The sequence below is a fragment of the Chryseobacterium sp. YR221 genome (assembly GCF_900176315.1).
In the GTDB taxonomy this organism is placed as follows: Bacteria; Bacteroidota; Bacteroidia; order Flavobacteriales; family Weeksellaceae; genus Chryseobacterium; species Chryseobacterium rhizosphaerae.
Genome location: NZ_FWXM01000004.1, coordinates 561,869 through 574,375 on the forward strand (window position 1 = coordinate 561,869; position 12,507 = coordinate 574,375).

General features: G+C 36.5%; 10 protein-coding genes. 9 read left to right on the forward strand and 1 reads right to left on the reverse strand.

What is annotated here, in order from left to right; translation table 11 throughout:
* Positions 1-55 precede the first annotated feature (55 nt).
* The 6 genes from B8967_RS14960 to metF all read left to right on the forward strand — a co-directional run bounded on the left by B8967_RS14960 (position 56) and on the right by metF (position 7,535).
* Complete coding sequence (locus tag B8967_RS14960) at positions 56-1,216, forward strand: O-succinylhomoserine sulfhydrylase (protein WP_084086609.1); 1,161 nt, start codon at positions 56-58, stop codon at positions 1,214-1,216.
* A 35-nt stretch (positions 1,217-1,251) separates the two neighbouring features.
* Entirely contained in the window at positions 1,252-1,623 is a 372-nt protein-coding gene (locus tag B8967_RS14965) for a four helix bundle protein (RefSeq protein WP_084086610.1), read from the forward strand.
* Positions 1,613-2,641, forward strand: a complete 1,029-nt coding sequence (locus B8967_RS14970) for a homocysteine S-methyltransferase family protein (protein WP_084086611.1) — start codon at positions 1,613-1,615, stop codon at positions 2,639-2,641. Before B8967_RS14965 ends, B8967_RS14970 begins: the two co-directional genes overlap by 11 nt.
* A gap of 83 nt (positions 2,642-2,724) precedes the next feature.
* Positions 2,725-3,816, forward strand: a complete 1,092-nt coding sequence (locus tag B8967_RS14975) for a fatty acid desaturase family protein (protein ID WP_084086612.1) — start codon at positions 2,725-2,727, stop codon at positions 3,814-3,816.
* 6 nt (positions 3,817-3,822) lie between these two features.
* Entirely contained in the window at positions 3,823-6,483 is a 2,661-nt protein-coding gene (gene metH / locus B8967_RS14980; RefSeq protein WP_084086613.1) for a methionine synthase, read from the forward strand.
* Positions 6,484-6,575: 92 nt separating this feature from the next.
* Positions 6,576-7,535, forward strand: a complete 960-nt coding sequence (metF, locus tag B8967_RS14985) for a methylenetetrahydrofolate reductase [NAD(P)H] (protein ID WP_084086614.1) — start codon at positions 6,576-6,578, stop codon at positions 7,533-7,535.
* A gap of 120 nt (positions 7,536-7,655) precedes the next feature.
* On the opposite strand, the gene B8967_RS14990 is transcribed toward metF, so the two are convergent.
* Positions 7,656-8,807 carry a hypothetical protein gene (locus tag B8967_RS14990; protein WP_084086615.1) on the reverse strand — a complete coding sequence of 384 codons (1,152 nt, stop codon included), beginning with the start codon at positions 8,805-8,807 and terminating at the stop codon, positions 7,656-7,658.
* A gap of 102 nt (positions 8,808-8,909) precedes the next feature.
* On the opposite strand from B8967_RS14990, the gene folE reads away from it, so the two are divergent.
* The 3 genes from folE (at position 8,910) to cysS (ending at position 11,601) form a co-directional block, all read left to right on the forward strand.
* On the forward strand, positions 8,910-9,578 hold the full coding sequence (gene folE / locus B8967_RS14995) for a GTP cyclohydrolase I FolE (RefSeq protein ID WP_047491620.1): 669 nt from the start codon (positions 8,910-8,912) through the stop codon (positions 9,576-9,578).
* 2 nt (positions 9,579-9,580) lie between these two features.
* Positions 9,581-10,012 carry a DinB family protein gene (locus tag B8967_RS15000; RefSeq protein ID WP_084086616.1) on the forward strand — a complete coding sequence of 144 codons (432 nt, stop codon included), beginning with the start codon at positions 9,581-9,583 and terminating at the stop codon, positions 10,010-10,012.
* A 122-nt stretch (positions 10,013-10,134) separates the two neighbouring features.
* A complete protein-coding gene (gene cysS / locus B8967_RS15005; RefSeq protein ID WP_047491624.1) occupies positions 10,135-11,601 on the forward strand; it encodes a cysteine--tRNA ligase in 1,467 nt (488 codons plus the stop codon).
* Positions 11,602-12,507 lie beyond the last annotated feature (906 nt).

A 12,507-nucleotide genomic window follows, 5' to 3' on the forward strand; every position in this document is an offset into this window, starting at 1 on the left:
AGAATCTCATTATTAAATTGTTAGACTGCTATATTGATAAATTAATTAAAACTATATGGAGAATTTTGAAACATCAGCAATAAGAACCCAAACTGAAAGAACTCAGTTTGACGAGCATTCCACACCATTATACCTTACATCCAGCTTTATTTTTCAGGATGCCGAAGATATGAGGGCGAGTTTTGCCGAAGAAAAGCCTAAAAATCTATACAGCCGTTTCTCTAATCCGAATGTAACGGAATTCACAGATAAAATTGCAAAAATGGAAGGTGCAGAAGCAGGATATGCATTTGCTACAGGAATGGCTGCAATTTATTCCACATTTGCGGCATTATTGAATGCCGGAGATCATATTGTAAGCTGCCAGTCGGTTTTTGGATCTACCCACACCTTGTTCACCAAGTATTTCCCGAAATGGAATATTGAAACTACTTATTTCAAGGCCGGTGATGCTGAAAATGTTGAAAAATATATTCAACCGAATACAAAGATTCTATACCTGGAAACTCCTACTAATCCTGCTATTGAAATTTTGGATTTGGAGTTTTTTGGAAAAATTGCAAAAAAACACAATCTTATTTTTATTGTAGATAATTGTTTTGCAACACCTTATCTTCAGCAGCCAATTAAATATGGTGCAGATGTTGTTGTACATTCAGCCACGAAATTGATTGACGGACAGGGAAGAGTCTTAGGAGGAATTGCAGTAGGAAAAGAAGACCTGATCAGAGAAATTTATCTTTTCGCAAGAAATACAGGTCCTGCATTATCTCCTTTTAATGCATGGGTATTATCAAAAAGTCTGGAGACATTGGCAATCCGTGTTGAAAAACATTGTGAAAATGCATTGAAAGTAGCCGAGTTTTTAGAAAGCCATCCTAATGTGGAATTGGTTAAATATCCATTCCTGAAATCCCATCTGAGCTATGAAGTTGCCAAAAAACAAATGAAACTGGGAGGAAATATCGTTGCTTTTGAAATAAAAGGAGGAATAGAGGGTGGAAGAAATTTCTTAGACAAGATACAAATGTGTTCACTTTCTGCCAACTTAGGTGATACAAGAACGATCGTTACTCACCCGGCTTCTACAACTCATTCCAAACTGTCTGACGAAGAAAGAAATGAAGTAGGAATTACAGCAGGTCTGGTACGTTGTTCTGTAGGCTTGGAAAATGTAGAAGATATCATTGCAGATTTAAAACAAGCTTTAGATTAGTTGAGGGTTTAGGGTTGACAGTTTATAGATAAAAAATGAGTAAAGATTATACAGAATTAGAGGTTTGGATTGAAGGAAGAAAATTGGTTAACCTAACTTATATTTTGACCACAAATTTTCCTAAAGAAGAAGTATCTGCTTTAACCAGTCAAATAAGAAGAGCCGCTATTTCAGTCCGATCAAATATAGCAGAAGGATGTGGAAGAAGAATATCTAAAGATACATTACACTTTTTGCATATTGCCAGAGGATCTCTTTACGAACTGGAAACCCAATTTTATCTGGCTTTAGACCAAGTATATATTTCTAAAGATGATTTTGAAATTGTAAATAGAAAAATCCTTTTATGTAAAAAACTTATCAGCGGATTTATAAATTATTACAAAAAAATAGAAAATGAAAAATAGCATACAAGACTTTCAACTCTCAGTTCTCAACTCTCAACTCCAAAAGCGCATCCTCATCCTTGACGGAGCTATGGGAACCATGCTTCAGCGTTATAAGTTTGAAGAAGAAGATTATCGTGGAGAACGCTTCAAAGACTGGGAACATCCGGTTAAGGGAAACAATGATTTGCTTTCTTTGACTCAGCCCCATGCTATTGAAGAAGTTCACAAAAAATACCTGGAAGCAGGGGCTGATATTATTGAAACGAATACATTTTCAGGAACTACTATCGCTATGGCAGATTATCATATGGAAGAACTGGTGTATGAGCTGAACTATGAGTCTGCAAGAATTGCCAGAAAAGCCTGTGATGAATACACAGCAAAAAATCCTGATAAACCGAGATTTGTGGCGGGATCTATAGGTCCTACAAACAGAACGGCAAGTTTAAGCCCTGATGTTAACGATCCGGGATACAGAGCAATTACTTTCGAAGAATTGAGAGTAGCTTACAGACAGCAGTGTGAAGCATTATTAGACGGAGGATCAGATATTCTATTGGTAGAAACCATCTTTGATACGTTGAATGCCAAAGCAGCTTTGTTTGCTATCGATGAGCTGCAGGATGAAAGGGGAATTAAAATTCCAATCATGGTTTCAGGAACCATTACAGATGCTTCAGGAAGAACATTGAGCGGGCAGACAGCAGAAGCTTTTCTGATTTCAGTTTCTCATTTGAACCTGTTAAGTGTTGGATTCAACTGTGCTTTAGGAGCAGATCAGCTGACGCCTTACCTGGAGACGTTGGCCCATAATTCAGAATTCTATGTTTCAGCCTATCCGAACGCAGGTTTACCGAATGCCTTTGGAAAATATGATGAGACACCGGAAGATATGGCCAGACAAATCAAGGAATATGTAGAAAAAGGATTGATCAATATTATCGGAGGGTGCTGCGGTACTACTCCGGAACATATCAAAGCGATTGCTGATCTTGTCGAAAAATATCCGCCAAGAAAATTGAAAGAATTTGTATGATTTGATAGATTTTTTTAATTAAAATCAATAATGTAGGCTGGATTATAAATATTAACTTTAAATAAACCATAAAGTTTAATATAATGGAAAAGCCGAGTTATTTCAAAGATTCTGACGATGCGAAACTGTTTAATGAACTAAGGAAGAAAGTGAACCAACGGGTAGAAGAAATTCCCGGGAACAGAGATATTTATATCCAGTTGAAGGCGGTTATTCTGCCGTTGATCTATATAAGTTTATACTTTGTTGCTGTTCTCAACGCAGAGGTCCCCTGGTTGTATGTACTAAGTTTTGTTGTCATGGGAGTTTTTCTGGTCTTGATTTATTTAAATCTTATCCATGAAGCAGCTCATAACAACATTTATAAAAGTAAAAGACTAAACTTTCTGGTGTTACACATTTTTGATTTTGTGGGAGCTAATTCCTACATCTGGAAAAAAAGACATATAGCAAGTCATCATGCCTATCCTAATGTGGATGGCTGGGATACGGATATTGAGCAGAGTGGTTTGCTGCTAATCGTTCCCTGGATCAAAGCAAAAGGGGTACAGAAATACCAGGATAAGTTTTTCTTTTTAGTATATCCGTTGTATTTATTCAACTGGATGTTTATAAGAGATTTTAGAGATTTCTTTGATAAGGAAAGAGTGATATTAAAAACCCAGGGAAGAATACCCGTAATAGAGAAAGTGAAAATGATAGGATATAAACTGTTCTACTTTTTTTATCAGATTGTAGTTCCAGTGGTGTTCTTTAAAGTATCAGTAGGATTAGCGTTGGGAGCATGGTTTTTACAGGTGATTTCAGCAAGCATTTTTGCTTTGTTTGTTTTATTGCCTTTACATCCGCTGCCTGATAATGCTTTTCCAAGATTGGACAGGAACAATGGGCTTCCATTTAGCTGGCTTCGTCACCAGTTTGAAGTGACGAATGATTTAAAAGAAAATAATTGGCTGGTGAGAAATGTGTTGGGGAATTTTAATTTCCATGTTGCCCATCATTTATTTCCAAGCTACAGCTATATGTATTATAACGAAATCACAGAGGAGATAGAAAAATTTGCTAAAGAGCATGGTTTAGCATACAAGAGATTTCCACTGATCACTGCTTTAGCTAAGCATAGAGATTTATTAAGGCAGAATGCAAATAATGCCTATTATATTTTAGAAGAATAAAATTAGATGAAGTATTTAAGATTATCAGGCCTTGAGCCTCTTATCATAACACCGGAAAGTAATTTCATCAATGTTGGTGAAAGAACAAATGTTGCCGGCTCCAAAAAATTTTTAAGACTAATTAAAGAGGAGAAATTCTCTGAAGCATTAGATATTGCCCGTCATCAGGTGGAAGGCGGAGCACAAATTCTCGATGTCAATTTTGATGATGGATTGATTGACGGAAAAGCGTCCATGATCAAGTTCCTGAACTTAATTGCCTCCGAACCGGATATCGCAAGAATCCCCATCATGGTTGATTCTTCCAAATGGGAAATCTTAGAAGCCGGTCTTCAGGTAGCACAGGGAAAATGTGTGGTAAACTCCATTAGTTTAAAAGAAGGAGAAGAAGAATTTATCAAACATGCAAAAGCGATCAAAAGATATGGTGCTGCAGTAATTGTAATGGCATTTGATGAGGTAGGGCAGGCAGATAATCTTGAACGACGAATTGAAATCTCAAAACGGTCTTATGATATTTTGGTGAACCAGATTGGTTTTCCTGCCGAAGATATCATTTTCGACTTGAATATTTTCCCGGTGGCTACAGGAATGGATGAGCACAGGAAAAATGCCATCGACTTTATAGAAGCTACCCGATGGGTGAGACAAAACCTTCCTTATGCTTCTGTAAGTGGGGGAGTGAGTAATGTTTCTTTCTCATTCCGTGGAAATGATACCGTAAGGGAAGCTATGCATTCAGTATTTCTTTATCATGCCATTCAGGCAGGAATGAACATTGGAATTGTAAACCCTGCAATGCTGGAAGTGTATGATGAAATCAATAAAGAACTTCTGGAGCTTGTAGAAGATGTTATTCTTGATAAGAGAGAAGATGCTACAGAAAGACTTCTTGATTATTCCGAAAAACATAAGTCGGTAAAAAAAGAAAAAACAGAAGATTTAGAATGGAGAAACAATCCTTTGCAGGAAAGAATTACGTATGCATTGGTAAAAGGGATTGACCGTTTTATTGAAGAAGATGTAGAAGAAGCAAGACAGGCCGCCGAAAAACCCCTTCATGTCATAGAAATTAATCTGATGACAGGAATGGGAGTGGTAGGAGATTTATTTGGAAGTGGAAAAATGTTCCTTCCGCAAGTAGTAAAGTCAGCAAGGGTAATGAAAAAAGCAGTTGCTTATTTACAACCTTATATTGAAGCCGAAAAAGATGGTTCAAGACCTGCCAATGGAAAGATTCTAATGGCAACAGTAAAAGGAGACGTTCATGATATCGGTAAAAATATTGTAAGCGTGGTGTTAGGCTGTAACAATTATGAAATCGTTGATCTTGGAGTGATGGTACCTGCCGAAAAGATTATTCAGACAGCCATTGCAGAAAAAGTAGATGTCATCGGACTAAGTGGGTTAATCACCCCAAGTTTGGATGAAATGGTGTATATCGCTTCTGAATTAGAAAGGCAAAACTTGGATTTTCCTTTATTGATTGGGGGAGCTACTACATCAAAAGCACATACTGCAGTGAAAATCGATTTAAAATATAAAAATGCAGTTGTTCACGTGAATGATGCCTCAAGAGCTGTGAATGTAGTAAGTTCATTGTTGGGTGACCGGAATAAAGAATATGTTTCAGATTTAAAGAATGATTATTCAGATTTCAGGGAAAAGTTTTTGAACAGACAGGTTGATAAAGACTATGTATCAATTGAAGAAGCAAGACAAAGTCATTTTACCATTGATTGGGAGAATGAAGAAATTTTCACACCGAATAACTTAGGTATAAGAGTTTTTGAAAACCAGGATTTGAATGAGCTTCTTCCTTTTATAGACTGGTCGCCGTTTTTCAGAAGCTGGGACCTACATGGGAAATATCCGAATATTTTAGAAGATGAGGTAGTAGGGGTTCAGGCTAAAGAATTATTTAAAGATGCTCAGGTTATTTTAAAAAGAATTTTAGATGAAAAACTATTAACGGCAAAAGCGATCTTTGGAATTTTTAAAGCCAACTCCAATGAGTCCGACGATATCTTAATCTTTGATGAGAATAATAATGAGCAGGCTAAATTTTTAACTTTAAGACAGCAGGCCCAAAGATCAAAAGGAAAAGAATATCTGGCTTTAAGTGATTTTATTGCTCCTCAAAGTTCGGGAAAGACAGACTATGTGGGAGCCTTTTGTGTGACTACAGGCTTTGGAACAGATGAATTGTCTGCTGAATATGAAAAAGCCAATGATGATTATAATTCCATCATGGTGAAAGCATTGGCTGACCGTTTTGCAGAAGCCTATGCCGAATTTTTACATAAAAAAGTAAGAACAGAATATTGGGGCTATGCCAACCAGGAAAGCTTAAGCAATGAAGATCTGATTGCCGAAAAATACAAAGGAGTTCGTCCGGCACCCGGATATCCGGCTTGCCCTGACCATTTGGAAAAGAAAACAATCTGGGATCTTTTAAAAGTAGAAGAAAATATTGGCGTTTACCTTACTGAAAGTTTAGCCATGTTTCCTACAGCTGCTGTCTCCGGATACTATTTCGGAAGCCCGCATGCAAAATATTTCGGTTTAGGAAAAATTACAGAAGACCAGCTTAAAGACTATGCTGCAAGAAGAGGTTGTAGCATTCAGGAAGCAAGAAAGTGGTTGTCACCCAACTTAGCAGATTAAAAAAAGTTTATAGTTCATGGGTGAGAGTTGATAGTTTGTTTACAAATCAAAACTCTTAGCTATCAACTATCAACCAACAACTAAAATATAACATGAAGATAACAGAACACATTAAAAACGCAAATGGAAAAACTTTATTCTCCTTAGAAGTTGTTCCACCACAGAAAGGAATCGGTATTGAAGATCTGTATACAAACATAGATCCGCTGATGGAATTCAAACCTCCGTTCATTGATGTTACCACTTCAAGAGAGGAATATATCTATCTCGATAAAGGAAATGGCCTGATGGAACGTCGTATTACAAGAATGCGACCTGGAACATTGGGAATCTGTGCAGCTATTCAGCATAAATATAATGTAGATACCGTGCCACATTTATTGTGTGGAGGATTTACAAAAGAAGAAACAGAATATCTTTTGGTAGACTGTATGTACCTTGGAATAGATAATGTTATGGCATTGAGGGGAGATGCAATGAAAGGACATCAGTATTTTGAACCTACCCAGGGAGGGCATGCCAGTGCTATGGATCTCGTGAACCAGATTAATAACCTGGGAAGAGGGAAGTACCTTCATGATGAAGATCAGATTTGTGATGAACTTAATAAATTCTGCATAGGAGTGGCTGGTTATCCCGAAAAACATATGGAGGCACCTTCCATGAATTATGATCTGAAGTGGCTCAAGCAGAAAGTAGATGCCGGAGCAGATTATATTGTAACTCAAATGTTCTTTGACAATAAAAAGTATATTGAATTCGTTCAGAGAGCAAGAGAAATGGGAATTACCGTTCCTATTATTCCGGGAATTAAACCTATTGCAACAAAGAAGCATCTGAAAATTCTCCCGCAGGTATTTAAAATAGACCTTCCGGAAGAACTGATCACAGCTGTGGAAAATGCCAAGAATAATGAAGCTGTAAAGCAGATAGGAGTAGAATGGGCAATTGCCCAATGCAGAGAACTGCTGGATTTTGGAGTTCCTGTTTTACACTTTTACTCAATGGGAAAAAGTGATAATATTAAAAAAGTAGCAGGTGAGCTATTCTAATAAAAGTACCAAAATGAAAGGAACCCTGTCTGTAAGGCAGGGTTTTTATTTTTAATATGAAGCAAAACTGAACCTTTGGTCTTCAGTAACTTTCATTTTTCATACCTAGACTTCCTCATTTTAAAGGATAGGATGCCTTTCAAATTCTTTATTTCTATCAAATAAATACCGGTAAGTTGCCAGTTTTCTGGTCACTGTTGTATCAAGAGCTTCTGCAATTTTGATCATCTTTGGATTAAAATCACCAATCCACTGCAGTTCAGTAGTTGTAAAATCTGTATGCTCTCTCAAATGTTGTGTTCCCTTCCAGATCATATATCCATCAATCCCTTTTTTCTGCCATTCAGGGACTATGCCGAAAACAAGACCAACCATTTTTTCATTCTTTTTAAATTCCTTTAACCATAAAAATTTAAGCTTTTCAAAAACTCCGAATTTTCCATTGAGATATTTAAACCATTGGTTAAGGTCCGGAAGATTGATCCACATGGCAATCGGTTTTTCATTTTCATAGACAAACCATGAGATATGTTCATTGATAATAGGTTTCATGGTATTAAACATTTTCAAAACCTTAGCTTCCTCTATATGTTTTCCTTCACCATGGGAAGCCCAGGCTTTATTGTACACCTCCGTAAAATCTTTGGCAAATTTTTTCAGGTTATTCTTTTTCATAGGCTGGGCGGAAATAGCAGGATTTCTCCTGTTTCTCTCATACGCAATAGTGAAAACCCGTGAAACCTCTGCGAAAATGGGTCTTGTAAAACAAAATTGTTCAAAATAAATCTGAAAACCATAATTTTCAAAAAGCTCCTTATAATATGGGGGATTATAGTTCATTCCAAACAAAGGCTCCGTAAAACCTTCAATCAAAAGACCCCAAAATTTATCTCTTTCGCCAAAATTGATAGGGCCATCCATTGCTTCCATTCCTTTTTCCTGAAGCCAATTTTTACAATGGTCAAAAATAAAATTAGCCGTTTGCTGATCATGAATACAGTCGAAAAAACCAAAACCTCCCGTTGGTTGCTTTTGTTCATAGCAGGTGTTGATAAAAACAGCGACTTTGCCTACAGTTTTATGATTCTTTTTAAATAAAAATCTTTTACACGTTCCATATTTGAAAAACTTGCTCTTTTGAGGATCAAAAATTTCTTCGATATGTTTATTTAAAGGGCGTATATAATGTTTGTCGTGGAGATAAAGTTGTGCAGGGAATTCTAGAAATTCCTTTTTATGTTTTTCATTTTGTACTTCTTCGACAATAATCATAGGTTATTTTAATAAGACTAGTTATAAAAGATAATATTTTTCGGTCCAATTTGAAATAGATGAATTAATATTATCCGTATTTTTGCTGCAAATTAAATAAAAATGGTTGATTTTACTGATAACGACGATGATATTTTCACAGGAAAAGAACATACGCCTATAAGGGAAAATGCTTTTGATAAATCGCCACAGGAAAAAATAGAAAAAATTACTGAGCTGTTTGGAGAAATTATGGAAACCCTGGGATTAGACATGACAGACGACTCTTTAAAAGATTCCCCAAAGCGTGTTGCCAAAATGTATGTGAATGAGATTTTCGGAGGTCTTCTTCCGGAAAACAAACCTGGGATTTCTACCTTTTCCAATAAATATAAATACCGTCAGATGTTGGTGGAAAAAGATATTACCGTATACTCTTTCTGTGAACATCACTTCTTACCGATTATTGGAAGAGCACACGTAGCCTATATCTCAAATGGAGAAGTAATCGGTCTTTCAAAAATTAACAGAATTGTTGATTATTATGCAAAAAGACCACAGGTCCAGGAAAGACTGACCATGCAGATTGTGGACGCCCTGAAAGAAGCTTTAGGAACAAAAGATGTAGCCTGCATCATTGATGCCAAACATCTTTGTGTAAACTGCCGAGGAATTAAAGATACGGCAAGCTCTACCATCACGGCAGAATTAAGCGGTATTTTCAGAACAAACCCTATTACAAGACAGGAATTCTTACATTATGTAGGAAGCCATGCAAAACTAGATTACTAGGAATGAATTATCAGGTTCTTAAAAATATTATTGATGCCGAACTGCAGAGATTTCAGACAATTTCTGAAGAAGAATGGATCTATAAGGCTACATCAGAAAAATGGTCTAAAAAAGAAATTATAGGCCATCTTTGTGATAGTGCTTTTACAAATATCCGTAGATTTGTAGTCACTCAATATAAGGAGAACGAGAATATTGTATACGATCAAAATGAATGGGTGAAGATCCAGAACTATCAGAATATTCCTACTGATGAGGTCATCGACCTTTGGAAGGCTTTGAATTATCAGATAGTTCGTATTGTTGAAAATATTCCTGATGAGGCACTACAGAGAACCTGTGATACCACCAAAACGGAACCTCGGGTTTTTACCTTGGAATTTATTATCAATGATTATGTAGACCATCTGCAGCATCATTTAAAAGCGATTTAATTATGATAAAATTTAAAAAAGTTTCAGATAAAATTTATATCACAACAATTATTTGTTGTGACAGAATATTATTTTAACTAATTTTTGAATCTTAAACTATTGAATCTTTTAATAAAAAATAAATGCAACTAAAAATATATAACTCGCTTACAGCAGAAAAAGAAATATTCAAACCTATTTTAGAAGGTAACATCGGAATGTATGTCTGTGGACCTACCGTTTACAGTAATGTACACCTGGGAAATGTAAGAACTTTCCTTTCTTTCGATTTTATCTACCGTACCCTGATGCATTTAGGGTATAAAGTGAGATATGTAAGAAACATTACCGACGCTGGACACCTTACCGACGATGGAAACGTAGATAATGACAGATTTGTAAAACAGACCAGGCTTGAAAAGCTGGAGCCTATGGAAATCGTACAGAAATATACAGTGGATTTTCATAAAGTTTTACAGATGTTTAATTTGCTTCCTCCCAATATTGAACCTACAGCCACAGGTCATATTGTAGAACAGATCGAACTGACTCAAAAGCTGATTGAAAGAGGTTTTGCCTACGAAAGCAACGGTTCAGTATACTTCGATGTATTGGAATACAATAAAAGAGGACTGAATTATGGTGAGCTTTCAAAACGTAATATAGAAGAGCTCTTTGCCAATACCCGTGATCTTGACGGACAAGGTGAGAAAAAGAACCCACAGGATTTTGCCCTTTGGAAAAAAGCTTCTCCCGCTCACATTATGAGATGGAACTCTCCCTGGGGAGAAGGATTCCCGGGATGGCACCTTGAATGTACAGCGATGAGTACAAAATATCTTGGGGAAACTTTTGATATTCATGGAGGAGGAATGGATTTGAAATTCCCACACCACGAATGTGAAATTGCACAGGGAAAAGCTTGCAATGACGCTGCTCCGGTAAATTACTGGATGCATGCCAATATGTTGACAATGAATTCCCAGCGTATGAGTAAATCTACAGGGAACTATATTCTTCCTATGCAGTTGGTGACAGGAGATAACGACTTCTTTGAGAAGCCTTTCCATCCTTCAATTGTTCGTTTCTGCTTCCTGCAGGCACATTATAGAAGTGTTCTAGATATTTCCAATGATGCGATGATAGCCAGCGAAAAAGGATTTATCAGATTGATGGAGGCTGTGAAAGTATTAAACTCAATCACTCCTGACGATAATAAGCAATCCGGGTTCAGTCTTAAAGAATGGAAAAACAAATGTTATGAAGCATTAACCGATGATTTCAACTCTCCAATTCTGATTGCTCATTTATTTGAAGCGGTAAAATATATCTTTGCTTTAAATGATGCCAAAGAAACAATCTCTACAGAAGACCTTGAAGATTTAAAGTCAACCTTGAATGCCTTTATCTTTGATGTACTGGGATTACAGGCTGTGGAAGAAAATAACAATGAAAAACTTGATCAGACATTGAAAGTTTTAATTGAACTTAGAAATCAGGCAAGAAAATCCAAGAACTTTGACCTTTCAGATCAGATCAGAGACAAACTACTGGCTGAAGGCATCGAATTAAAAGACGGAAGAGACGGAACATCCTATGTTCTGAATTAAAATATATAACTTCAATTTATACTCATTCCGTGGGAATCTTTAACAGCTAAGATTTCCACGGAATGTTTTTTTTTCACCCCTCAACTCCCAAACTCTAGAACCCACCAACACTCAGACTCTCTAACACCAGTAGCTTTTTCCCGCTATCCACTCATACTCCTCGCGCCAAGGCTTTCCATGGCTGTAATCCTTGCGCGTTCCGGCCTATGCTGTGGGGTATCCGTTTCTATCGGGGCTAGGAGAGGAGTAGTTAATGAGTAATGAGTAATAAGTAATTGGGGTGGATTTCAAGAATACAAAAGAGAAAGCCATTGTAATTGAGAATACAATCAATAGGAGTGGGCTTTAGCCCGCTCAAATAAAAACAGCCTCTCCCTTGGCTTTAGCCCAAACATAATTGAGATACTCTATCCTATAAAAAAATATCCTACTATATATATGTATAACTTCCATCACTTATCACTTATCACTTATCACTCATTGCTCCTCATCTCAGCTCCCTCCCACATTCCAATGCGTTGCTTCAAACATTTGTTTAAAATTTTCTCCCTTGCCTGCCAGTAGGTTAGGATAAAATATGAACATAATATGAATTTAAAGTTAAATAAACTTGTTTGGTATAGGTAAGTTGGCTTACCTTTGCCCCACTGAAAAACGAAAGAGACTCAGTAAGCGCAGAAGAGCTTTTAGCTAAGCAGAAACGACATACTCAAAAAGATAATAATTCTAAAAAACACGATCAAAACTTTTTAAAAATAAAAGTTGCGAAAGTGAAAAAGATTTGTATCTTTGCAGTCCCAATATGGGAGCGCAGGAGTAGATGGATTGAGGGTTTAGAGAAGGAGTTAAGGTTACAAAATAAACTTTAAATTTTCTTCAAAAAACATTTGGTCAATTAGAAATAAA

Coding starts and splice junctions, on each gene's coding strand:
- B8967_RS14960 (WP_084086609.1), top strand. CDS start 56: ATGGAGAATTTTGAAACATCAGCAATAAGAACCCAAACTGAAAGAACT.
- B8967_RS14965 (WP_084086610.1), top strand. CDS start 1,252: ATGAGTAAAGATTATACAGAATTAGAGGTTTGGATTGAAGGAAGAAAA.
- B8967_RS14970 (WP_084086611.1), top strand. CDS start 1,613: ATGAAAAATAGCATACAAGACTTTCAACTCTCAGTTCTCAACTCTCAA.
- B8967_RS14975 (WP_084086612.1), top strand. CDS start 2,725: ATGGAAAAGCCGAGTTATTTCAAAGATTCTGACGATGCGAAACTGTTT.
- metH (WP_084086613.1), top strand. CDS start 3,823: ATGAAGTATTTAAGATTATCAGGCCTTGAGCCTCTTATCATAACACCG.
- metF (WP_084086614.1), top strand. CDS start 6,576: ATGAAGATAACAGAACACATTAAAAACGCAAATGGAAAAACTTTATTC.
- B8967_RS14990 (WP_084086615.1), bottom strand. CDS start 8,807: ATGATTATTGTCGAAGAAGTACAAAATGAAAAACATAAAAAGGAATTT.
- folE (WP_047491620.1), top strand. CDS start 8,910: ATGGTTGATTTTACTGATAACGACGATGATATTTTCACAGGAAAAGAA.
- B8967_RS15000 (WP_084086616.1), top strand. CDS start 9,581: ATGAATTATCAGGTTCTTAAAAATATTATTGATGCCGAACTGCAGAGA.
- cysS (WP_047491624.1), top strand. CDS start 10,135: ATGCAACTAAAAATATATAACTCGCTTACAGCAGAAAAAGAAATATTC.